Below are 23,596 nucleotides of genomic sequence, written 5' to 3' on the forward strand. Positions count from 1 at the left end.
CCGCCGGTGGGACCGACCTGTGTGCACGCTATGAGTCCGTCAGGTCGTAGATGACGGTGCCGCCAACGGTAACCGGCGCGTAACTACGGTGTACCCAGGCGGTGATATCGGCCGCGTCGTGGCTGCCCGCGTGGTCACCGCGGCCGCCCATCATGTGCGCGTCGATGAAGTAGTGAATCCGGCCGTCGGCCACCAACTGCTGGAAACGGTCGAGGGTCGGCGCGGGATCGGTGCCGTTGAAACCCCCCACGGCCAGCACCGGCACGTCGGCGGCCAGTTGGTAACCAGCGGCGTTGGTCGAGCCGACCACCGCGGCCGGCCAGGTGTAACGGTCGGCATCGTCCTTCAGCCGGGCGACGAGGTCGGGTCCGGGTGTCGGGGCCGCGAACAACCCGCCCCCGAACGGTGGTGGACCCCCGCGACCGCGACCACCGTCACCGGGCTCGTCCGGCGGCGGACCCGGGAAGGATCCGCCGAACGGCGGGCCGGAGTGGGCGGGACCCACCGACGGGACCGCGCCGGTGTGCGGGGTCGCCGCGGTGGCGACCGAGTATGCGACGGGCCCGGCGAGCGCACACGCGACGCCCAGGACGGCCGCGACCGGCGCGAGCGTGCGCGTCATCACCAGCACCACCGCGATCGCGCCCGTCACCACGATCAGCCACCGTAACCATGGCAGCCAATCCGGCAGCCGGGCCAGGAGCACGAAGGCCAGACCCGCCGTGGCCGCCACCATGGCGGCCATCACCAACCGGCACCACAGTTGGCTGCGGTTGCGCCACAACAGATCTGCACCGATGGCGGCGCAGGCGGCCACCGCGGGCGCCAGCGCGACGGTGTAATACGGGTGCACGATACCGTTGGCGAAGCTGAACACCCCGGCCGTCACCACCAGCCAACCGCCCCAGACGATCAGCGTCGTCCGCGCCGGGTCGGTGCGGGGCGCGCGTCTGCACACCACGAATCCCGCGACCATGCCGATCAGCGCCGCGGGCAGCAGCCAGCCGATCTCGGCACCCATGCCAGGACCGACCAATCGCGCCCAGCCCACATCGAAATTCGGGTTGCCCAATCCGCCGGCCTGTGCGCCGGTCAACCGGCTCACACCGTTGTAGCCGAGGGCGAGTTCGACGATGCTGTTGTGTTGCGAGCCACCGATATACGGTCGCTCGGCGGCGGGCCACAGTTCCACCAACACCAGATACCAACCGCCGACCAACACCAGCGTCGCCGTTGCCGCGGCCAGCCGCCGCAGTCGCGTCCACAGCGGAACCGCCGCGCACACAAGGTAGGTGACCGCGAAGGCCGGCAGTACCAGAAATGCCTGCATCATCTTGGCGAGGAAGGCGAATCCGCACAGCGCACCGACGCCCATCAACCACCAGCGTCCGGCCTCGGGCTCGCAGGCGCGCTGCACACAGTAGGCGGCGGCCACCAACAGCAGCACCAGCAGGGCGTCGGGATTGTCGAAGCGGAACATCAGCGTGGCCACCGGCGTCACCGCCAGGGCCGCGCCGGCCAACCAGGCGGCTACCGGGCCGCCGACCCGCCGCACCGACGCGTAGAGCAGCGCCACCGACGCGACGCCCATCAACGCCTGCGGCACCAGCAGCGACCACGAGTTGAATCCGAAGATCCGCGCCGACAGGCCCATCACCCACAGTGCTCCGGGCGTCTTGTCGACGGTGATGGCGTTGGCCGGGTCACTGGACCCGAACAGCAACGCCGTCCAGTTCTGGCTTCCCGCCTGTACGGCGGCGGCGTAGAACGTGTTGGCCCAGCCGTTGACCGACAGATTCCACAGGTAGAGCGCTCCGGTGAGTACCAGCAGGGCACCAAAGGCAATTCGTTGCGGGGCAAGGCGTTGCGGGGCGATCCGGACGGCAGTCATCACCCTCATCGTGGCGACGGTCGCTACGCGAACGATTTGAGCCTGCTGTGCCTCAGCTATGAGCCGGCAGAATGACCACGAAGCGGGTATCGCCCGGCACGCTGTGCAGTTCCAGCCGACCGCGGTGGGCCTTGACGACGGCGGCGACGATGGCCAGTCCCAGGCCTGTGCTGCCGCCGCGGCGCGAGCGCGAGGAGTCACCGCGGGCGAACCGCTCGAACACCTCCGGCTGCAATGCATCCGGGATACCCGGGCCATCATCGGCCACGGTCAGCACCACCTCGCCCATACCGTCCGTCGTGACCGACGTCGTCACCGTGGTTCCTGCCGGCGTATGCACCCGGGCATTGGTGAGCAGATTGGTCAGCACCTGATGCAACCTGGCCCGGTCGCCGGTGACGTAGACGGGTTCATCGGGTAGGTCCAGCGTCCAATCGTGATCGGGGCCAGCGGCATGCGCGTCACCGGCGGCATCGAGCACCACCTGGGCCAGGTCCACCGGTTCGCTCTCCAGCGGTCGGCCCTCGTCGAGACGGGCGAGTAACAGCATGTCCTCGACGAGCGTGGTCAGCCGCCGTGTCTCGGATTCGACCCGGTTCATCGCGTGCGCGACATCGTCCGGTAACTCGGCGCTCTTTCGTTGGGCCAGTTCGGTATACCCGCGGATGGCGGCCAACGGGGTGCGCAGCTCATGGCTGGCATCGGAGACGAACTGCCGCACCCTGGTCTCGCTGTCATGGCGCGCCCGCAGCGCCGCGGCAATCCGGTTGAGCATCCGGTTGAGCGCCGCGCTGAGCTGACCGACCTCGGTATGGGCGCTGACCGGGTCCACCGCGACGATCGTCGTCGGCAGGCGCACCTCTCCGGTGTCGAGTTCGAGATCGGCGACATCGCGGGCTGCCGCCGCCACCCGTTCCAGGGGTGCCATCTGGCGTCGGATGATCACACTTCCGACGATCGTCGCTGCAGCAAGGGCGATCGCCGAGACCGCACAGAACATCACCAACACCCAGAGCAGGGTGTCGTCCACGACCGCGGTGGGCAGTCCGACGATCAAAGTCTGCGGGCCGTGCCGGGCAGGTATGGCGATCACCCGATAGGAACCGAGGCCGTCGATCTTCAGGCTCACGGGCACCTGACTGGGAGGCACCTGGACCAGTTGTTCTGTTGCGGCCGAGCTGATGTCGGCGGTCGATCCGGCAGCGGTGATGACCCCCGCATCCGTCCGACCCCCGCCGGTCACCACGCCCACCGTGTGGATGGCCTGACCGGGTGCGTTGAGAAAACCGGGCCCGGGCCCTCGTTCGGGATCGAACCGGAATGGATTGGGCTTGCCGGAGAGCTCCGGATCGGGTGGGATGCTTCCCGGGTGCGGCGGATAGCGGAAAAACGGCGGTGGCAGCTCCAGGATGGCCGCCGAGCGATTAGCCGCCTCGACCACCTGACCATCGAGCTGGCGCATCAGGAAGCGTTGTAAGGCAAATTCACTGACCACGCCGATGGTCACGCAGACAACCGCCAGCAGGGTCACCAGACTGACGACCAGGCGCGTACCCAGCGACCATGCCCGGGGGGTGAAGACCCGCCTCATCGCGGCGGGCGCAGGACGTAACCGGCGCCGCGGAGGGTGTGGATCATAGGCTCGCGACCGCTGTCGATCTTCTTGCGCAGGTAGGACACGTAGAGCTCGACGATGTTGGACCGGCCGCCGAAGTCGTAGCTCCACACCCGATCGAGGATCTGGGCCTTGCTGAGCACCCGTTTGGCGTTGCGCATCATGAACCGCAACAACTCGAATTCGGTGGCGGTCAGCGTGATCGGCTCGCCACCCCGGCTGACCTCGTGGCTGTCCTCGTCGAGAATGAGATCGCCGACGACGAGCTGGGCGTCGCTGGCATCGTCGGCCACTCCGGTGCGACGGAGCAGCGCACGCAGCCGGAGCACCACCTCTTCGATGCTGAAGGGTTTGGTGACGTAATCGTCGCCGCCCGCAGTGAGCCCCGCGATGCGATCCTCGACCGAGTCCTTGGCAGTCAGCAGCAATAGCGGCAGACCCGGCTGCCGTTCGCGCAGCGACCGCAGCACATCCAGACCGCTCATATCGGGCAGCATCACATCGAGCACCACGACGTCCGGTGGGTTCTCACGCGCGAGGGCGAGCGCCGCGGCACCGTCACCGGCGGTGGCGATGTCCCACCCCTCGTATCTCAGGGCCATCGACACCAACTCGGCCAGCACCGGCTCGTCATCGACAACCAGCACCTGGATCGGCTTGCCGTCGGCTCTGCGCATCGTTGCGCGCACCGGAGCGTCGTGGGCCGACCCGCGGGCTGAGGGGGACATGCCTTCCATTATCGACGCCCGGGTGGGCGCGGCATGTGCCGTTCCTGTGAGCCCGCTATGAAAGCTCGGATCAGGGAGCGGGCGGCAGCGTGGTGGTCGTGGTCGGAATGACCGTCTCCTCGGGCGCCGGCCCCACCTCGGGTTCCGCACCATCGGTGGGCGGCCACGCCGCCGGCTCCTCGGAGCTGGGTGTGGTGACGGCCGTCGGTTCGGTGGGCTCGGCGCTCAGGGTGGGCATCTGGGTGGCAACCGTCAGGCCCGCCATCCCCAGCACGGCACCCACCCCCGCACCGGCAAAGATCAGCTTCAGCTTGTTGGATGTCATGTGCGGAGGACTACCCGCAGCCCGGCCCGTAAAAACCTGGTCGGCGCGCCGGACGTGGGCCACCGCACCTGGACTTGGCAGATCTCCTAACCTGTCGGGATGCAGCACCGCGGCGGAGCCACCGCATGACCCGCTTCCTGATGCGCCGGCTGCTGAACTACGCCATCCTGCTGGCCCTGGCATCGGTGCTGACGTTCACGCTGACCTCGCTGACCTTCTCCCCGCTCGACAGCCTGTTGGAACGCAACCCGCGCCCACCGCAGGTCGTCATCGATGCCAAGGCCGCCGAACTGAACCTGGACAAGCCGATCCCGGTCCGTTATCTGGACTGGGTCTCCGGTGCGGTGCGCGGCGACTTCGGCACGACCGTCACCGGCCAGCCCGTCAGCGAGGAACTGTGGCGGCGCATCGGGGTGAGCCTGCGGCTGGTGCTGATCGGATCGGTGCTGGGCACCGTGATCGGCGTGGTGGTCGGGGCCTGGGGCGCCATCCGGCAATACCGATTCTCCGACCGCGCCATCACCGTCGTATCGCTGTTGATCCTCAGCGCGCCCACCTTCGTCGTCGCCAACCTGCTGATCCTGGGCGCCCTCAAGGTCAATTCGGTGCTGGGTGTCCAGTTGTTCGAATACACCGGGGAAACGTCGTCCGATGCGGTGGGCGGATTCGGGAATCAACTCATCGACCGGTTACAGCATCTGGTGCTGCCGACCTTCACCCTCGCGCTGGCCGCCATCGCAGGCTTCAGCCGGTACCAGCGCAATGCCATGCTCGACGTGCTCGGCCAGGATTTCATCAGGACCGCCCGCGCCAAGGGGCTCACCCGACGCCAGGCGCTGTTCAAGCACGGCCTGCGGACCGCCCTGATCCCGATGGCCACGCTGTTCGCCTACAGCGTGGGCGGACTGTTCACCGGAGCGGTCTTCGTGGAGAAGATCTTCGGCTGGCATGGCATGGGCGAGTGGGTGATCCAGGGCATCAGCACCCAGGACACGAACATCGTGGTGGCCATCACCGTGTTCACCGGCGTGACGATCCTGCTGGCCGGTCTGCTCTCGGACGTCATCTACGCCGCCCTCGACCCACGGGTGCGTGTCTCGTGACCGATACCGACTATCAGTTCGTCTCACGTCGCACCCTGGTGCTGCGCCGGTTCCTGCGCAACCGGCCCGCCGTCGTCGCGGTCACCGTGCTGTGCCTGCTCTTCGCAGGCTGTTGGCTGCTGCCGCCGCTGCTGCCCTACTCACATACCGACCTCGACTACTACGCGCTGCAGCAACCTCCCTCCCCCACACACTGGTTCGGCACCAACGCCATCGGTCAGGACCTGCTGGCCCAGACCCTGCGCGGCATGCAGAAGTCTCTCTTGATCGGGATGGCGGTCGCGTTCATCTCGACGATCATCGCGGCCACCGTCGGCGCGATCGCGGGGTACTTCGGTGGTTGGCGGGACCGCACCCTGATGTGGATGGTTGACCTGCTGCTGGTGGTGCCGAGCTTCCTGCTGATCGCCATCGTGACGCCACGGACCAGGGAATCGGGCTCGATCCTGTGGCTGATCGTGCTGCTGGCATGCTTTTCCTGGATGATCAGTTCGCGGATCGTTCGCGGTATGACGATGAGTCTGCGGGAACGCGAATTCGTCGCGGCCGCACGCTATATGGGCGTATCGAACTGGCGGATCATCGTCCGCCACATCGTGCCGAACGTGGCTTCCATCCTGATCATCGACACCGCACTCAATGTCGGGTTGGCGATCCTCGCCGAAACCGGGCTCAGCTTCCTCGGTTTCGGTGTGCAGCCCCCTGATGTGTCGCTGGGCACCCTGATCGCCGACGGCACCCGGTCGGTGACGACGTTCCCGTGGGTTTTCCTGTTCCCCGCCGGCGTGCTGGTGCTGATCGTGCTGTGCGCCAACCTGGTCGGTGACGGTCTACGCGACGCGTTGGACCCGGCGGCACGACCGGGGAGGCGACGGGCATGACGCTGCTGGAGGTGCGCGATCTGCGCGTCGAATTCCCCGGGGAGACCGAGACGGTGGCGGCGGTGCGCGGCCTGAATTACACGGTGGCGGCCGGTGAGGTGGTCGCCCTGGTCGGGGAATCGGGCGCGGGCAAGTCCGCGGGTGCGATGGCCGTGGTCGGATTGTTGCCCGAGTTCGCCACGGTGACCGGGTCGGTCCGGCTACAGGGCCAGGAACTCATCGGGCTCGGCGACACCGAGATGTCGCGGATCCGGGGCGCACGCATCGGCACCGTCTTCCAGGATCCGATGTCGGCCCTGACGCCGGTGTACACCGTGGGCGACCAGATCGCCGAGGCACTCCGGATCCACCAGCGCGATATCGACGCCAGGACGGCCCGCAACCGTGCGGTCGAATTGCTCGAGCTCGTCGGGATCAACCAGCCCGACCGGCGCGCCAGGGCGTTTCCCCACGAACTGTCCGGCGGTGAGCGGCAACGGGTGGTCATCGCGATCGCGATCGCCAACGATCCCGACCTGTTGATATGCGACGAACCCACCACCGCTCTCGATGTCACCGTGCAGGCGCAGATCCTCGACGTGCTGCGCACGGCGCGTGATGTCACCGGGGCCGGGGTGCTGATCATCACCCATGACCTGGGGGTCGTCGCCGAGTTCGCCGACCGGGCCTTGGTGATGTACGCCGGACGCGCGGTCGAGACCGCACCGGTGGACCGGCTCTACCGCGACCGCCGAATGCCTTACACCGCAGGACTTCTGGGATCGGTTCCGCGATTGGATGCGCCGCGGGGCGAACGGTTGGTGCCGATACCGGGCGCTCCCCCGTCACTGGCTGCGCTGCCCGATGGTTGTCCGTTCACGCCGCGCTGCCCGCTGGCCATCGACGAGTGCAGCAGCGCCGAACCGGAACTGGTGACCGTCGGTCCCGCCCATCAGGCCGCCTGCATCAGGCACGAGCAGGTCGCGGGCCGCAGCGCCGCGCAGATCTACGGGGTGTCCGCACCGACCGAGTCCGCCCTGACGGTGCCCGCCGAGGTCGGCGACATCGTGTTGTCGGTGCGCGAGTTGACCAAGACCTACACCCTGACCAAGGGGGTGGTGCTGCGCCGACAGATCGGTGAGGTGCGCGCCGTCGACGGCGTCAGCTTCGACCTGGAGCTGGGCCGCACGCTGGGTATCGTCGGTGAGTCCGGTTCCGGCAAGTCCACCACCCTGCACCAGATCCTCGATCTGAGCGCACCCGAGTCCGGCCGTATCGAGATTCTCGGTACCGACGTCGCCACCCTGGATCGCCGGAGCCGGCGCGCCCTGCGCGGTGACCTGCAGGTCGTGTTCCAGGATCCGGTCGCCTCCCTGGACCCCCGCATGCCGGTATTCGATGTCCTGGCAGAACCGCTGCGCGCCAACGGCTTCGACAAAGCCGATACCCAGGATCGGGTCGCCGAGCTGTTGGGGCTGGTCGGGCTGCGGCGCGCCGATGCCGGCCGTTACCCCGCCGACTTCTCCGGTGGGCAGAAGCAACGCATCGGGATCGCCAGGGCACTGGCCTTGCAACCGAAGATCCTCGCGCTCGACGAACCGGTGTCGGCACTGGATGTGTCGATCCAGGCGGGCATCATCAACCTGCTGCTGGACCTGCAGGAGCGGTTCGGGTTGGCGTATCTGTTCGTCTCCCACGACCTGTCGGTGGTGCGTCATCTCGCCCACCGGGTGGCCGTCATGCACCGGGGCAGCATCGTGGAGCAGGGCGACAGCGAGCAGGTCTTCACCGACCCCCGGCACGAGTACACGCGTCGGCTGTTGTCGGCGGTCCCCCGCCCCGCACCCGATCACCGTTAGAGTCAGATCGCATGAGTGCGATTTCGCGTCTGCTCGCCGTCGCGTCCGTGACGGCGCTGGCCCTGACCGGTTGTTCCAGCCCCGACACCTCGGTGCCATCGGCGGGCGGCAATGCCGAGATCGGCGCCACCGCCGATATCAACCCGCAGGACCCGGCGACGCTGCAACAGGGCGGCAACCTGCGTCTTCCGCTGACCGGATTCCCACCCAACTTCAACTATCTACACATCGACGGCAACCTCGGCGAGCTCGGCAGGATGCTGCGCGCCACCCTGCCGCGGGCCTTCGTCATCAAGCCCGACGGTGAGATGACGGTCAACAGCGACTACTTCACCGATGTCGAACTCACCAGCACCGACCCGCAGGTCGTGACCTACACGATCAATCCCAAGGCCGTGTGGAGCGACGGCTCCCCCATCACCTGGGAGGACATGGCCGCCCAGATCAATGCCACCAGCGGTAAGGACAAGCGCTTCCTGTTCGCCTCGCCCAACGGCAGCGAGCGCGTCGAGTCGGTGACCAAAGGGGTCGACGATCGTCAGGCCGTCATCACCTTCAGCAAGCATTTCGCCGACTGGCGCGGGATGTTCGCCGGTAACGCGATGCTCGCGCCCAAGTCCGTCACCTCCGACCCGGAGGCATTCAACCGGGGCTTCCTCAACGGCCCGTCGGCATCGGCCGGACCCTTCATGATCAGCACGGTGGACCGCGCCGCGCAACGGATCGTGTTGACCCGCAACCCCAAATGGTGGGGCACCCCGCCGCTGCTGGACTCCATCACCTATTCCGTGCTCGATGACGCCGCGGTGATCCCGGCCCTACAGAACAACGCGCTCGACGCAGCCGGGCTGGCCTCCCTGGACGATCTGGAGAACGCCAGGCGCACGCCAGGGGTCACGATCCGACGCGCCCCCGCACCGAACTGGTATCACCTCACGATGAACGGTGCCGACGGCGCGATCCTGTCCGACCCCGGATTGCGCACCGCGATCGCCAAGGGGCTTGACCGCCAGGCCATCGCCCAGGTCACCCAGCGTGGGCTGGCCGATACCCCGGCGGCATTGAACAATCACATCTACCTGGCCGGCCAGGAGGGCTACCAGGACAACAGCATCGCCTTCGATCCGGAGGCGGCCAAGGCCGATCTCGACGCGCTGGGCTGGAAGATGAACGGCCAATTCCGGGAGAAGGACGGCCGCCAGCTGAAGATCCGCAACGTCTTCTACGACGGGCAGAGCACCCGCGCCGTGGCACAGATCGCGCAGAATCAGCTGGCCCAGATCGGGATCAACCTGGAGTTGGTTCCCGCCGCCGGTGGCGATCTGTTCCCCAAGTACGTCACCACCGGAAACTTCGATATCGCCCAATTCGCCTGGGGCGGCGATGCTTTCCCGGTGGCGAGCCTCACCCAGATCTACGCCTCCGGCGGTGAGAGCAACTACGGCAAGATCGGCAGCGCAGAGGTCGACGCCAAGATCGAGGAGACACTCGCCGAGCTCGACCCGGCCAAGGCTCGCGAACAGGCCAACGAGCTGGACAAGTTGATCTGGGACGTCGGGCACAGCCTGCCGCTGTTCCAGGCACCCGGCAACATGGCGGTGCGCAGCAATCTGGCCAACTACGGCCCGACCGGCATCGGAGATATCAACTACTCGACGATGGGCTTCATGAAGTAGCCAGTCGCGGTACCCCGTCGGGCACGATGCCTTCGGCCTTGGCGGCCAGTTCGACGCCGCGCACCAGCAGGCGGATGCTGCGGTTGGCCGGCAGCGCGTCGAGTTCGGCCGCCCGTGCGGCCAGTTCGCCGGTCTGGCCGGAACTGACGGCCCGGCAGACCTGCAGCGCGGCCCGCTCGCGGGTGTCCAACATGCTGTGTCCGGCGGTCGGCAGCTCCACCAGCGTCGCCTCCGGGATGAGTCCGGCGATCCGACGTGCGACCGCCGGCGGGGTGGTGAGATCACGGCCGCCCGAAAGCACCGCGGTGGGCCAGCTGAAGCCCGGCATCGCGGCGATCAGATCGTAGGGCTCGGACACGAAGTCGGGATCTCCGAGCGCAACCTCGCGCAGGGCGACGGCCGGGTCCAACGGGCCGCCGTCGGGCTCGGCACCGTAGTTGAGCTCGCGGTAGGCGATGCGCTCGACCAGATCGGGCTCGTGATGGAACGCCGTCTCCCGTTCGACCATCAGCCGGGTTCCCAGCCCGACGGCCGCCCACAACCAATCGTGTCCGGCCACCAGCAGCTCCAACTGGCGGCGCAGGACGTCGGGTCCGGCCAGTTCGTAGAGCCCCGTCGCGCGGAGCACCGCGGTCGGTCCGAAGTCACCACGGGCCACCAGCTCGCGGATCATGGCCGCGAGCTCCTCGGTACCCGGTTCGCCGTCCCACAACACCGCACGGACGTGGGCACGCACCTCGGCGATATCGCCGGCGGACAGCAGCGGGGAATCCAGCACCATGCCCGCCACCCGTCCCGAATGCCGAACACCGAATCCGGCGGCCAGGTATGTCCCATACGACGCGCCGTAGATGTGGGCGGCCTCGACCCCGGCATCATCGAGCACGGCGGCGATATCGTCGACCGCGGCGTCGACGGTCATCGCCTCGGGCGGCAGGTCGCGGCCGTCGTCGTCCTGGCGGGACAGGCCGACCCCACGGTGCTCGACCATGATGACGTCCAGACCGGCGTGGGCGGCCTTCCTGCGGAAGGCCCGGTACAGAGCCACCGACGCGGCCCCTGGACCACCGGGGATGACGACGATCGGATGCGCGGACTTACGGCCCGTGCGCACATAGTGCAGGTCGAACTGGTCCCCGGCGCCCGCAACGAGGGGCCGCCGGACGGCTCGCACGCCCGGCTGGGCAGCAAGCCTGTCGTGTGCCCGGCGGCGCGCGAGGGAGATCATCGTCATTCATTGTGCCTCTCGGGGCGTTCATGAGAGTCCGCGGAGCCCGTTCTCAGGATCGTGGTGAGCACAAGCCGTGCGGGCATCGGCGGTCCCTCGGTACTACTGAGGCATGACGACGGTCGAGAACACCCACCACATCCTGCCGGGAACACCGGAATGGACCGATCTGCTGAACAGTATCGGAGCCGGATCCCGTGACCGAGACCTCAACGACGAGAATCCATTTGACCAGGTAGCGGCGTTGAAGCGAGCCGGTTTCGGCACCCTGCGCCTGCCGAGGGAACTCGGTGGCGCGGGCCTGACCGTGCCCCAGCTGTTTTCGGCGGTCATCGATGTCGCCCGCGCCGATCCGATTGTCGCCCACATCTTCCGGGCGCATTTCTGGTTTGTGGAGGAGCGGTTGCGCGCCCAGTCCCGTGCCTGGCTGGAGCTGGCTGCCGACGGCAAGATCTTCGGTAACGCCTTCAGCGAAAAGGGCAGCAATGCCGTCGGCAGCCTGGTGTTCAACACCCGCCTGCTGCCCCGGCCCGAGGGTGGCTACCGACTGGATGGTGAGAAGTACTACAGCACCGGCACGCTGTTCGCCGACTACCTGACCGCGACCGCCACCACCGACCACGACTCGGTCGCCACCGTGGTGGTGCCCGCCGACCGGCCCGGAGTCAAGATCATCGACGACTGGGACGGTTTCGGCCAGCGCCGGACCGGCACCGGGACCACCACGTTCGCCGGCGTCGCGGTGGCTGAGGACGAGGTACTCGCCGACACCCCCTATGACGCCGAGCCGGTGCCGACCGTGCAGTACGCCTCCCTGCAGCTCTACATCCATGCCGTGGTGGCCGGTGTGCTGGCCAACGTGGTCGACGACGGAGTCGCGCTGCTGCGGTCCCGGGAACGCAGCTTCAGTCACGCCGTCGCCGAGAGCCCGACCAATGATCCGCTGCTGCAGCGTCAGCTCGGTGAGCTCGCCAGCACCGCGCACGTGGCACGCGTCGCCGTGCTGGACGCCGCCGCGGCCATCGGTGCGGCCACCGATTCGGAGATCGACGGCGTGCCGGACGCAGCACTGGCCACCGAAGCACAACTGCGGGTGGCCAAGGTCAAGGTTCATCTGGACGCCATCGCCCCGGACGCCGCATCCCGGCTGCTCGAGCTCGGTGGTGCCAGCGCCGCCAGCAGGACCCGCAACCTCGACCGCCACTGGCGCAACATCCGCACCATCACATTGCACAACCCGGTCGGGCTGAAGGCGCGGGCCATCGGGCAGAACCTGCTGCACGACGCACCGCTACCCGCCAACGCGTACTTCTGACCAGCGACTTGTGGAGCGGTACCCGCGCTCGGCGCGGGTGCCGCTCCACAAATCACGGAAAAGGTGACCCAACCATGCCCAAGCAGCTGCACCTCGGCGGATTCCAGATCGCATCCCAGGTGACCCACTCGCACGCCGCGTGGCGCCACCCGGGCAGCGACACCGACTTCACCAGCCCCGAGTACTACCACCGCATCGGGCGGATACTGGAGCGCGGCAAGTTCGACTTCGTGTTCTTCGCCGACCTGCTGGCGGCCCCGGCCCAGTACGGTCGCGATATCACCGAACCGCTGCGCCGCGGCACCCAGGCGACCGCCACCCTGGACCCGTCGATCGTCGCGGCCAGCATCGGTGCGGTGACCTCCAAGCTGGGCGTCGCGATCACCAAGTCCGCCACCTTCTTTCATCCCTACGAGCTGGCCCGCATCTTCGCCAGCCTCGATCACATCACCCGAGGTCGGGTGGCATGGAACATCGTGACCTCGTTGACGGCCAGTGAGGCCCAGAACTTCGGGCAGGACAGCCACCTCGATCACGAGTTCCGTTACGAGCGCGCCGAGGAGTTCCTGCGCGCCACCCTGGACTTGTGGTCGTCGTGGGATCCCGACGCACTGGTCGTCGACAAGAACACCGGCGTGTTCGCCGACCCCGACAAGATCCGCCGCGTCGAACACGACGGGAAGTTCTTCCGCACCCGCGGTCCGCTGAACGTCCCCCGCTCCCCACAGGGTCGCCCGGTGCTCATCCAGGCCGGCTCGTCGAATACCGGCCGGGACTTCGCGGCCCGATGGGCCGAGGCCATCTTCGAGATCGACCCCACCCCGGAGGGCCGGCGCGCCTACTATGACGACATCAAGTCGCGGGCAAGCAATTTCGGCCGCAACCCCGATCAGGTGCTGATCTTCCCGGCATTCATCCCGTTCATCGGCGAGACCGAGTCCATTGCCCGCGAGAAGCAGGCGTTCCACAACGAGCTGGCCGATCCGATCTCGGGTCTGATCACGCTGAGCGTGCACACCGACCACGACTTCTCCCGATACGACCTGGACGCACCCGTCGAGGACGTCCAGGTGACCGGGACCCAGGGCTTGTTCGACACCGCCCGGCGCGTGGCCAACCGCGACAACCTGACACTGCGCGATATCGGCAAGTGGTACGCCCAGGGGGTGCTGCTGCCGCAATTCGTCGGCACCGCGACCCAGGTCGCCGATCAGATCGAAGAGTCGTTCACCGCCGGCGAGGCCGACGGCTTCATGGTGTCGGCCGCCCAAAGTCCGGGAACCTTCAACGATTTCGTCGACTACGTCGTCCCCGAGCTGCAGCGGCGCGGGTTGTTCCGCACCGAGTACACCGGTGACACGCTGCGCGAGCACCTCGGCCTCGACACCGCATCGGCCGAAGCCGGCCGGGTGGAGGCGGTCGCCTAAATCACGACAACTAGGCCGTCAGCTCGATCAGCTGGGCATCGTCGATGGCGGCGTACCGGTCGGGGCTGCAGGTCAGCACGATCACCTGGCCGTCGCCGCCGACGGCGTCGAACACCGCGGCCATCTTCGTCAACCGCTCGGGGTCGGTGAACCCGAGCGCGTCGTCGATGACTACGGGCACCGTGTCCTCCTTGGCCACCAGCGACGCACAGGCCAGCCGCGCGACGATACCCATCTGTTCCTTGGCGCCGCCGGAGAGGGATTCATAGCCGACGGTGGTGCCCGCCAGCGTGCGGCTGCGGATGGTCAGATCGGTGTCGATATCGACCTCGAAGTCCGGTCCGAACACCAACCGCCCCAACCGCTCGATCTCGGCCCGGAACGGCTCGACATAGCGCAGCCGGGCCGACTCCCGATGACGCAGCATGACGGTGCGCAACAACCCCGCCGCACGAGCTCGGCGACCGACCCGCAAGAACTCGCCGTGGGCGTGCTCGCGTTCGGCCTCGGCGGCATCCAGCGCGCCGCGGCGCCCCTGACTGCCGTAGACCTTGAGGGCAGCGGAGATCTCGGCCAGCGCGGTCGCGGCGGCCTCGCGCTCACCCAGCAGGACCTCCAACGCCGCGGTGGCCGACCGGAGTTCTGCGGCAACGACATCCGGCTGCGCTGCGGCCAGTTCGCCCTCGAGGCGGGCCAGCTCCGCGGTCGCCCGGCCCGCCCGTTCGGCATCGGCCTCGGCCTGCAGGCTCAGCTGCTCGTCGGTCGCAGCCATCCGCGCGACCGTCAACCGCTGGGTGGCCGCGTCCAGCTCGGCCTGTACACCTTCGAGCTTCTGGCGCAGCATCCCGGCGGCAACGGCAGCGTCATTGCATTTCGCGGTGGCCGCGGCGACCACGTTGCGCCGCAGGGTGGCCTGCTCGGCCGCCGCGGTGTGCGCGGCCACGGCATCGGTCAGCGCGGCGCGCGCGGTATCGGTGTCACCGATATGACCCGCGGCCTCGGATCCAACGGGCCCGCCGGCGGTCAACTCGGCATGGCGGGCGCGCAGTTGCGTCACGGTCTCGTGGTCGGTGAGCGCGGCCACGGTGGCCTGGGCGGCGGACCGCGCGGCGCGCAACTCGCGGCGGCGCTCGTCGAGCGCGCGAGCTGCCGCCACGTCGGCAACCCCGGCCTTCTCCAGTAGCTCTGCCAGCACCCGGTGCGCGGCCGCGAGTTCGGCATGGGTCTGCAGCGCGTCGGCCCCCGGTGACACCCGGGCACGCAGCACCCCTGGCACCTCGATCACGGTGGGCTCGGCGATCGCGGTGACCCAGTCGCCATCGGTGTCCAGGTCGACGGCCGTGTCGCCGACCCGCACGGTGATATCGCCCAGCGCGACGAGTTCCACGTGCGCCGAGGCCAGTTCGGCCCGCCCCGTGGCACGCTCCACCGCACGTGCGGCGGCGTCGATCTCCTTGACCAGGGTGTCGGTCATCGGATTGCTGGCCAACTCGCGTTCGATACCGGCCAGCTCAGCGGTGACGGTGTCCAGCTTGGCGATCCGCGCCGCGAGCCTGGCGGCCTCATCACGGGCGACACATGCTGCCAGGTCGGCCCGCGCGGTGTCGACGGCTTGCGCGGCGGTCGCGGCAAGGGCGTCGGTCCGCTCGGCGTCTGCCTCGGCGGCCTCGACCACCTCGCACGCCAACCGGTGCGCCTGCGCGGATTCGGCCGCGGTAGCCACCAGTTCTGCTGCCGCAGTCGACCTTTCGTCGATATCGATGCGCATCCGGCGGCGTTCGGTCACCGCCGCGGCCGCCGCGGCGTGGGCGGCGCCGGCAGCCTCGGCCAACAGCTTGGCGGTATCGCGGGCGGCCGCGAGCGTGCGGACGGCCTCGGCGGACTGCTGCGCTGCGGCGCGCCGCGCCTCGGCGGCACTGACCCGCTCGGCAAGTCCGGACAACTCCGCGGTGAGCACCGCGTGCTGGGTGACGGCCTGCTCGACCTCGCGCAGCGCCGCGGTGCACTGCGCCACGGCGTCATCGGCCGCGCGCAACCGAGAGGTGGCCGCCGCCCACACTCCGGTCGGCCTGCCGGTCGCGGTGAAGTACTCCAGATACTCGCGCTCGATCTTGTCGATCAACAACGGATCGGCATCACCGGCCGACCCGCCGAGGACATCGGCGACCTGGGCGGCACCGTCTGCTGCGCCGGCGGCCACATCCAGTGCCCGCGAAAGGGCATCACAGCCCGAGAGGTCCACCGGTGCGGTCGCCGAGGCCTGCAGCACCCGCTGCGCCTGCCAGAGCGCGGTATCGACCGTCTCGTCGAGAATCGCCAGCACCCGATCGTGGGCCTCGTCCCCGGTCAGTTGACGACGGGTCGGCGCCAGCTCGGTGAGAACGGTCTCGGCCTTCTTGTGGAAACGTTTGCGATAGATGAATCGGTATGGCCCGGTGGAGATCTCGGCGCTCACCTCGGCACCCACGTCGGCGTGGGTCGGCTTGACCGCCTTGACCTCCTTCTTCGACGACCGGTCCTTAACGGTCAGCAACAGGTCCAACGCCTCGATCATCGAGGACTTGCCGATCTCGTTGGCACCGCTGACCACCACGACACCACGCTCGGGGAACTCGATGTCACGGTGCAGCACGCCGCGATAATTGGTGAGGGTGAGCCGATGCAGCTTCACGCGACATTCCCCTGTCCGTGCGGCGCGCTCAGGCGCAGCAGCAATGCCAGCGCCGACCGCGCGTCATCTGCATCGGTACCGTCGGCGCGCGCGGCGGCGACCAACTCCTGCACGGCCCCGGTGGCGAAACCGCCGATCGACAGCTCGTCGAACTCGCCGTCGGCGGGCAACACCGCCAGATCGCAGTGCCGGTCCCAGGTGCGCAGCGAGGCGAACAACCGGGCGTAGCGATCCAGGCAGTCGTCGAGTTCTGCCTTGTGCCCGATGGTCAGCGACCCGGTGAGCACCAAGCGCACCACGGTGCGCTCCTTATCGGGTAACTGGTCGAGGTTGATGTCCAGCCCGGCGATATCACGGTCGTCGTTGACATCGTGACGCAGTGTGATGAAGCGCCACCTGCCGACCCGGCGCGAAGTGACCTGCACGGGATGGGTGGGATCGTCCTCGTCGATATCGACCACCAGGACATGTCCCGGGTCGGTCTCGACATCGTCGTAGTTGGTCACCTCGGGAGCGCCGGAGTACCAGACGCGGCCCGTCGAGCCGACCTCGGTCCGAGAGTGCCTGTCCCCCAACGCCACATAGTGCACCGCGCCGGCAGCCAGCGTCTCCTCCAGCGCGGCCAACCTGATCAGCGACGGCCTGGACGAATCGGGATCCAGGACGTCCACACCCCCGTGGGCGACCAGCACCCGGACCGTGCCGTCGGCCACCACACCCGCGGTCGCGGCGGCGGCCAGATCGGTGGTCGGGGCCTTGGAACGCCATGGGGCAGCGAGGATCTCCACACCGGGGCGCACCCGGAACACGCCGTCCCGGTCGAGAACCGTGACATTGGCCGGACGCTCGGCGGCGAAGAGCGTGCTGGTGTAGACCGAACCGGCGTCGAGCTGATCATGGTTGCCGGGCAACAGATACACCGGGACCTCGATGGCCCGCATGGCCTCCAGCGCCAGGCTGACCTCCCGCGGCGAGAGCTGGTTGTCCTCGAAGACGTCCCCGGCCACCACGACGAACTCGGCGCCCACCTCCGCGGCCAGCGCACCGAGCCCGGCGACCGCCTCCCGCCGGGCGGCACCGTAACGCGACTGCGCTTCTCCGCCGGCGGCACTGAGGAAGTGGCGCGTCATCCCGAGTTGCCAGTCGGCAGTATGCAGAAAGCGCATCGGTGCACTCCCTTCCGTGTTCGTCTCCCGGTCCTGGAAAAGACCCCGCGGTGAGTCTAGGTCGGGCCCCCGACAAGTCCCGGGAGGTGCATCGGCATGGCCTCGCTGTGGCCTAGCCTGGTTGCGATGAGGACCCTGTTGTTGCTGCGCCACGCCAAGTCGGACTACCCGGCCGATACCGTCGATCACCAGCGGCCGCTGGCCCCGCGCGGTGAGCGTGAGGCGGGGCTGGCCGGCGAGTGGCTGCGGTCGAACGCACCGACCGTCGACGCGGTGCTGTGTTCGACGGCCACCAGGACCCGGCTGACGCTGGAGCGCACCGGGATCGACGCACCGGTGCGTTTCGTCGATCGCCTCTATGACTCCACGCCAGGGATCGTGCTGGCCGAGATCAACGACATCGGCGACGAGGTGTCCACGCTGCTGGTGGTCGGGCACGAGCCGGTGATGTCCGGTTTGGCGCTCGGTCTGGCCGGTGACGACAGCGATCCCGCGACCGTGACCGAGATCGAGTCGAAGTACCCGACCTCGGCGATATCACGGCTGGAGGTCAGCTGTTCATGGCGCGACCTGCAGCTCGGCGGCGCACGCCTGGCCGAATTCCACGTACCCCGCTAGGAGTTGGTGGCCAGCGTCAGTTCCATGAGCTTGATCGCCATCCCGCAGGCATCGATGCCCGGTGCCTGCGGATTGACCCACCAGCCGACGACGCCGCTGGCATCGCTGGCCACCCCGCAGGCATTGGCGTCGGTGGGGTTACGCATGACGATCGACTGGACACCGGCGATCCGGCGCTCCTCGACTCCGAACTTCAGCTCCTGGGCGACCTGGCGCTCGTAGTCCAGGCTGCCCATCTCGAACCAGAACCGGGTGATGTCGACCAGACCGTTCGGGTTGGCGGCCTGCCAGCGGCACACCGCTCCGACGAAGGTGCTCTGGATGTCGCGCGGGTCGGCGCCCACGGTCTCGGCCAGGATGTCCTCGGTCAGCACATCGCACTCTTTGAGCAGGTTCGGGTAGCTGCGCTGGGAGTCGTTGTTGCGCGGCCCCGCCCCTGAGGATTTGATCGCGGTGCCGTCGACCGCACGTGAGCAGCCCTGCACTCCGAGCACCATCGTCAGCGCAGCGAGCAGCGCGACAACCACCGTCAACGGACGCTTCATCATGCTCATCGCTGCGCATTCACAATCGATTGGCGGGTCAGTTCTTTGGCCACTTCACAGGCATCGGGGAACGGCTTCTGGGTGTAGCTCACCGACCACTCGATGAAATCGTCGCCGAATCCGATACCGACCTCGCAGAGGTTCCGGCCGAGCACCAGGTCCTCGCCGATACCGACGAAACCGTCGTGTCCCTCGATGCTGACATCCTCGACGCTGGCCCGCGAGAGCTCCATGGTCTTGCGTTCGCGGCCCATCGGACTGCCGCGGAAGTGCGTGAACGAGAAGTGCGGGCCGATGATGCCGCCGCCGACGAGCCACTGGCATCCCACGGAGGTGCGCGCCGTGTTGACCAGCCCACGGACCTGGGTCAGCTGGGCAACGGTCTCATCGCTGATGCCACCGCACTCGGGGAACACCGGCCCGTGCTGGGCCTCCGGGGCGGACTCCGTGGTCGAGGGCACCGAGGGGGTACTCGGGCTCTCGGAGTCCGAACACGCGACGACGACGGGCAGCACCGCAGTGGCGACAACCAGCATCTTCGCCGCGCAGCTGAGTCGGGCGTCACCGCGTCGGAAGATCACGACATGCACTGTAGCGGCCGACCCGCACCACACCGTCGACATACGGATTGACCAGCCTTTTCGTGTCTCGGCCGATGAGTGGTCCAGACAGCGCGGTGTGCAAGAGTGACCACATGCTGCTGGCACTGGTGCGCCACCACGTGCGGCCCTACCGCGGGCTGCTCGCGGTGGTGGCGGTGCTGCAGGTGATCAGCACGCTGGCATCGCTGTATCTGCCGACGGTCAACGCCGCGATCATCGATGACGGCGTCGCCCAGGGCGACACCGGCCGCATCGTCGACCTCGGCCTGGTGATGCTCGGTGTCACCGCACTGCAGGTGGTGTGTGCGGTCGGCGCGGTGTTCTTCGGGTCCCGCGCCGCGATCGGGTTCGGCCGTGATCTGCGCGCCGCCATCTTCGGCCATGTACTGACGTTCTCGGCCACCGAGAGCGCCCGGTTCGGCGCGCCGACACTGCTCACCCGCACCACCAACGATGTCCAGCAGATCCAGCTGCTGGTGCAGATGACGGCGACCATGCTGATCACCGCGCCGATCATGGGGGTCGGCGGCATCGCCATGGCGATCCACCAGGACGCCGGCCTGTCCTGGCTGCTCCTGGTCAGTGTCCCGGTGCTTGCTGTGGCGAACTGGTGGGTGGTGTCGAAGCTGCTGCCGATCTTCCGGTCGATGCAGCGGCTGATCGACAACATCAACCGGGTGATGCGCGAACAACTCGCCGGTATCCGGGTGGTCCGCGCATTCGCCAGGGAGCCGCTGGAGCGGGAACGTTTCGCCGAGGCCAACACGGCACTGACCGATACCGCACTGATCGCCGGGCGATGGCAGGCGCTGATGTTGCCCGCCACGACGCTGGTGATCAACATTTCCAGCGTCGCGTTGATCTGGTTCGGGGGTCAGCGCATCGATGCAGGCCAGATGCAGGTCGGCTCGCTGATCGCGTTCCTGGCCTATTTCATGCAGATCCTGATGGCGGTGGTGATGGCCACCCTGCTGCTGGTACTGCTGCCACGCGCCTCGGCATGCGCGGAGCGGATCACCGAGGTGCTGTCCACCGTCGCACAGATCGGCAATCCCGCCGCGCCTGTCGACGGCACCGATCTGCGCGGTGAGATCACGCTGGAAAATGCCACATTCAGCTATCCGGGCGCCGACCGTGCTGTGGTGCAAGGAGTCTCGCTGACCGCCCGGCCCGGCACCGTGACGGCGATCGTGGGAAGCACCGGTTCGGGAAAGTCGACGCTGCTGTCGCTGATCTGCCGGCTCTACGATGTGACGAGCGGATCGGCCCGCCTCGACGGCGTCGACGTGCGCGCCTATGACACCGAGGATCTCTGGGGGGCCGTCGGGCTGGTGCCCCAGCGCGGATACCTGTTCTCGGGAACCGTCGCAGACAACCTGCGGTACGGCAAAGCCGACGCCGATGATGACGAGATGTGGGACGCGTTGCGGGTGGCCGCCGCCGACGATTTCGTACGCGCTCATCCCGACGGCCTGGACATGCGGGTGGCCCAAGGTGGCATCAACTTCTCGGGTGGGCAGCGGCAACGACTGGCCATCGCGCGCGCGGTGATCCGCCGTCCCGCGGTGTACCTGTTCGACGACGCCTTCTCTGCCCTGGACACCCGCACCGACGCCCGGGTGCAGACCGCGCTGCGGCAGGTGTCCGGATCGGCCACCGTCATCATCGTCTCGCAGCGGATCAGCACCGTGGCCCAGTCCGATCAGGTGATCGTCATCGAGGACGGCATCGTGGTGGGCAGCGGCACCCACGAGTCGCTGCTGCAGACATGCCGGACATACGTGGAATTCGTGGATTCCCAGTCGGTGGGGATCGCATGACGCGACCAATGCGCGGGACACAAGCGCCGACCGTCCGCTCCCGCGATTTCACCGGTTCGGCGCTGCGGCTGCTGAAACGACTGACCCCGCAACGCCTCTTGACCGCGACGGTGATCATGCTGGCCGTCGGCGGCATCGCGATCGGCGTGATCGGGCCACGAATCCTCGGCCACGCCACCGACCTGCTGTTCGACGGTGTCATCGGCCGCGGACTGCCGGCCGGGCTGAGCAAGGAGGAGGCGATCGCCGCCGCCCGGGCCCGCGGTGACGACAGCCTGGCCGACCTGTTGTCCGGGATGAACGTCGTCCCGGGCGACGGCATCGATTTCACCGCGGTCGCGCACACCCTGTTGCTTGCACTCGGGCTGTATCTGATTGCCGCGCTGCTGGTATGGCTGCAGGCACGCATCCTCAACGTGGTGGTGCAACGCACCATGATGACGCTGCGCGCCGATATCCAGCAGAAGGTGCACCGGCTTCCGCTGTCCTATGTGGACGGCCGTCAGCGCGGCGAACTACTCAGCCGCGTCACCAATGACGTCGACAATGTGCAGTCCACGCTGGGCATGGCGATCAGCCAGCTGCTCACCTCGGTGCTGACGGTGCTGGCCGTGCTGGTGGCGATGCTGACGATCTCCCCGCTGCTGACGGCCCTGACCGTGCTCACCGTCCCGCTGTCGCTGTGGGCGACCCGCGCCATCGCCCGCCGGTCGGCGAAGCTGTTCGCCGAGCAGTGGGCCAACACCGGCCGGCTCAACGCCCATATCGAGGAGACCTACAGCGGTTTCACGGTCGTGAAGACCTACGGTCACCGGGCCGCGGCGGGCCGGCAGTTCGACACGCTCAACGCCGATGTGCACCGCACCAGCCTTGCCGCACAATTTCTTTCCGGGTTGGTCGGACCCGCCACCACCTTCATCGGCAACCTCAGCTACGTCGCCGTCGCGGTGGTCGGTGGTATCCAGGTCGCCACCGGGCAGATCACCCTCGGCAGCATCCAGGCCTTCATCCAGTACGTCCGCCAGTTCAACCAGCCGCTGACGCAGGTCGCCGCGATGTACAACGCACTGCAGTCCGGGATCGCCAGCGCAGAGCGGATTTTCGAACTGCTCGACGCGGAGGAGGAGTCCGCGGATGCACCGCCGTCCACCCGGCCGGTCGGCCCTGGTCGGGTGCGGTTCGAGCGGGTGTCCTTCGGCTACCGGCCCGACTCCCCCGTCATCGACGAGCTGTCGATGATCGCCGAGCCCGGCTCCACCGTCGCGATCGTCGGGCCGACCGGGGCCGGTAAGACCACGCTGGTGAACCTGCTGATGCGGTTCTACGACGCCGACTCCGGCCGGATCACCATCGATGATGTCGACATCGCCACCATGCCGCGGGCCGACCTGCGTTCGCGGATCGGCATGGTGCTGCAGGACACCTGGCTGTTCAGCGGGACCATTTACGACAACATCGCCTATGGGCGACCGGATGCCGATGCCGACGAGGTGCACGCGGCCGCCCACGCAGCCCACGTCGATCGGTTCGTGCAGACGCTGCCGCTGGGTTACCAGACCCGCGTCGGTGATGACGGCGGTGCGATCAGTGCCGGCGAGAAGCAACTGATCACCATCGCCAGAGCGGTGCTGGCCCGCCCCCAGCTGTTGATCCTCGACGAGGCGACCAGCTCGGTGGACACCCGCACCGAACTGCTGATCCAACAGGCGATGGCCGAGTTACGCAGGGACCGGACGAGTTTCATCATCGCCCATCGGCTGTCCACGATCCGCGACGCCGACCAGATTCTGGTGATGGAGGCCGGCCGGATCGTCGAGCGCGGCACTCATGCCGAACTGCTGGCCCGGCGCGGTGAGTACTGGGAGATGGCCCGCGCCTGACGGTTCAGCGCTTGACGAGCACCGCGACTCCCCCGCCGAGTACCAGCGCCACCAACAGCAGTGCCGCCCACCCGGCACCGGCGAACCACCACACCGCGATCAACCCGATGATCGCCGGCGAGGCCAGGAACAACACCATGCCCGGATGCTGCTTGACCACCGCCAACGCACTTCTACCCCGGACCCGATCGATCTCGTCAGCTGCCATGTGATCCAGCATGCCAGCGTGAGGTGATTGGATATGCGGTGATCGGATACTGGACGAGA

19 protein-coding genes are annotated in these 23,596 nt (G+C 68.0%); 9 read left to right on the forward strand and 10 right to left on the reverse strand.

The annotated features are described in order from the left end of the window. Nucleotides 1-28: 28 nt before the first annotated feature. The 4 genes from IC40_RS0117890 to IC40_RS0117905 form a co-directional block, all read right to left on the reverse strand. A complete protein-coding gene (locus IC40_RS0117890) occupies nucleotides 29-1,891 on the reverse strand; it encodes an ArnT family glycosyltransferase (protein WP_030136065.1) in 1,863 nt (620 codons plus the stop codon). A 52-nt stretch (nucleotides 1,892-1,943) separates the two neighbouring features. Next, a complete protein-coding gene (locus IC40_RS0117895) occupies nucleotides 1,944-3,482 on the reverse strand; it encodes a sensor histidine kinase (RefSeq protein WP_030136066.1) in 1,539 nt (512 codons plus the stop codon). Next, nucleotides 3,479-4,234, reverse strand: a complete 756-nt coding sequence (locus IC40_RS0117900) for a response regulator transcription factor (protein ID WP_036470313.1) — start codon at nucleotides 4,232-4,234, stop codon at nucleotides 3,479-3,481. The genes IC40_RS0117895 and IC40_RS0117900 overlap by 4 nt, the downstream gene beginning before the upstream one ends. 70 nt (nucleotides 4,235-4,304) lie before the next feature. Continuing rightward, complete coding sequence (locus IC40_RS0117905; RefSeq protein ID WP_030136068.1) at nucleotides 4,305-4,559, reverse strand: hypothetical protein; 255 nt, start codon at nucleotides 4,557-4,559, stop codon at nucleotides 4,305-4,307. Nucleotides 4,560-4,684: 125 nt separating this feature from the next. Between IC40_RS0117905 and IC40_RS0117910 the strand changes: the two genes are divergently transcribed. Genes IC40_RS0117910 through IC40_RS0117925 form a run of 4 tightly spaced genes read left to right on the forward strand, consistent with a single transcriptional unit; the run spans nucleotide 4,685 to nucleotide 10,057 of the window. After that, nucleotides 4,685-5,662, forward strand: coding sequence for an oligopeptide ABC transporter permease OppB (locus tag IC40_RS0117910; RefSeq protein WP_030136069.1), 978 nt, complete (start codon nucleotides 4,685-4,687; stop codon nucleotides 5,660-5,662). Next, nucleotides 5,659-6,543, forward strand: coding sequence for an oligopeptide ABC transporter permease OppC (locus IC40_RS0117915; protein WP_030136070.1), 885 nt, complete (start codon nucleotides 5,659-5,661; stop codon nucleotides 6,541-6,543). The genes IC40_RS0117910 and IC40_RS0117915 overlap by 4 nt, the downstream gene beginning before the upstream one ends. Next, the gene (locus IC40_RS0117920) at nucleotides 6,540-8,381 is read left to right on the forward strand and encodes an oligopeptide ABC transporter ATP-binding protein OppD (protein ID WP_030136071.1); all 1,842 of its coding nucleotides are present in this window, start codon (nucleotides 6,540-6,542) and stop codon (nucleotides 8,379-8,381) included. The genes IC40_RS0117915 and IC40_RS0117920 overlap by 4 nt, the downstream gene beginning before the upstream one ends. An 11-nt stretch (nucleotides 8,382-8,392) precedes the next feature. Then, complete coding sequence (locus IC40_RS0117925; protein ID WP_030136072.1) at nucleotides 8,393-10,057, forward strand: oligopeptide ABC transporter substrate-binding protein OppA; 1,665 nt, start codon at nucleotides 8,393-8,395, stop codon at nucleotides 10,055-10,057. On the opposite strand, the gene IC40_RS0117930 is transcribed toward IC40_RS0117925, so the two are convergent. Continuing rightward, on the reverse strand, nucleotides 10,047-11,291 hold the full coding sequence (locus tag IC40_RS0117930; protein WP_030136073.1) for an alpha/beta fold hydrolase: 1,245 nt from the start codon (nucleotides 11,289-11,291) through the stop codon (nucleotides 10,047-10,049). The genes IC40_RS0117925 and IC40_RS0117930 overlap by 11 nt on opposite strands. Before the next feature lie 106 nt (nucleotides 11,292-11,397). Between IC40_RS0117930 and IC40_RS0117935 the strand changes: the two genes are divergently transcribed. Both IC40_RS0117935 and IC40_RS0117940 read left to right on the forward strand, forming a co-directional pair. Further along, nucleotides 11,398-12,600 carry an acyl-CoA dehydrogenase family protein gene (locus IC40_RS0117935; RefSeq protein WP_030136074.1) on the forward strand — a complete coding sequence of 401 codons (1,203 nt, stop codon included), beginning with the start codon at nucleotides 11,398-11,400 and terminating at the stop codon, nucleotides 12,598-12,600. A gap of 74 nt (nucleotides 12,601-12,674) precedes the next feature. Then, the gene (locus IC40_RS0117940) at nucleotides 12,675-14,027 is read left to right on the forward strand and encodes an LLM class flavin-dependent oxidoreductase (RefSeq protein ID WP_030136075.1); all 1,353 of its coding nucleotides are present in this window, start codon (nucleotides 12,675-12,677) and stop codon (nucleotides 14,025-14,027) included. A 10-nt stretch (nucleotides 14,028-14,037) separates the two neighbouring features. Here the strand turns inward: IC40_RS0117940 and IC40_RS0117945 are convergent, their stop codons facing one another. Together IC40_RS0117945 and IC40_RS0117950 are read right to left on the reverse strand one after the other, a co-directional pair. Continuing rightward, nucleotides 14,038-16,698 (reverse strand): AAA family ATPase, encoded by a 2,661-nt coding sequence (locus tag IC40_RS0117945; RefSeq protein ID WP_030136076.1) that lies wholly within the window; start codon nucleotides 16,696-16,698, stop codon nucleotides 14,038-14,040. Beyond that, complete coding sequence (locus IC40_RS0117950; RefSeq protein WP_030136077.1) at nucleotides 16,695-17,864, reverse strand: metallophosphoesterase family protein; 1,170 nt, start codon at nucleotides 17,862-17,864, stop codon at nucleotides 16,695-16,697. The genes IC40_RS0117945 and IC40_RS0117950 overlap by 4 nt, the downstream gene beginning before the upstream one ends. A gap of 126 nt (nucleotides 17,865-17,990) precedes the next feature. Between IC40_RS0117950 and IC40_RS0117955 the strand changes: the two genes are divergently transcribed. Beyond that, entirely contained in the window at nucleotides 17,991-18,482 is a 492-nt protein-coding gene (locus IC40_RS0117955; RefSeq protein ID WP_030136078.1) for a SixA phosphatase family protein, read from the forward strand. Here the strand turns inward: IC40_RS0117955 and IC40_RS0117960 are convergent. Both IC40_RS0117960 and IC40_RS0117965 read right to left on the reverse strand, forming a co-directional pair. After that, complete coding sequence (locus tag IC40_RS0117960) at nucleotides 18,479-19,036, reverse strand: DUF3558 domain-containing protein (protein WP_030136079.1); 558 nt, start codon at nucleotides 19,034-19,036, stop codon at nucleotides 18,479-18,481. The genes IC40_RS0117955 and IC40_RS0117960 overlap by 4 nt on opposite strands. Then, a complete protein-coding gene (locus tag IC40_RS0117965) occupies nucleotides 19,033-19,563 on the reverse strand; it encodes a DUF3558 domain-containing protein (protein WP_036462012.1) in 531 nt (176 codons plus the stop codon). The genes IC40_RS0117960 and IC40_RS0117965 overlap by 4 nt, the downstream gene beginning before the upstream one ends. A gap of 158 nt (nucleotides 19,564-19,721) precedes the next feature. Here IC40_RS0117965 and IC40_RS0117970 point away from each other — a divergent pair, with 158 nt between their 5' ends. Beyond that, on the forward strand, nucleotides 19,722-21,449 hold the full coding sequence (locus tag IC40_RS0117970; protein WP_030136081.1) for an ABC transporter ATP-binding protein: 1,728 nt from the start codon (nucleotides 19,722-19,724) through the stop codon (nucleotides 21,447-21,449). Beyond that, entirely contained in the window at nucleotides 21,446-23,329 is a 1,884-nt protein-coding gene (locus IC40_RS0117975) for an ABC transporter ATP-binding protein (RefSeq protein ID WP_030136082.1), read from the forward strand. Before IC40_RS0117970 ends, IC40_RS0117975 begins: the two co-directional genes overlap by 4 nt. A 4-nt stretch (nucleotides 23,330-23,333) precedes the next feature. Here IC40_RS0117975 and IC40_RS0117980 read toward each other — a convergent pair whose 3' ends face one another. Then, nucleotides 23,334-23,537, reverse strand: coding sequence for a hypothetical protein (locus tag IC40_RS0117980; protein ID WP_030136083.1), 204 nt, complete (start codon nucleotides 23,535-23,537; stop codon nucleotides 23,334-23,336). Between the last annotated feature and the right edge of the window lie 59 nt (nucleotides 23,538-23,596).

The sequence above is a fragment of the Mycolicibacterium neoaurum ATCC 25795 genome (assembly GCF_000691525.1).
Classification (GTDB): Bacteria; Actinomycetota; Actinomycetes; order Mycobacteriales; family Mycobacteriaceae; genus Mycobacterium; species Mycobacterium neoaurum.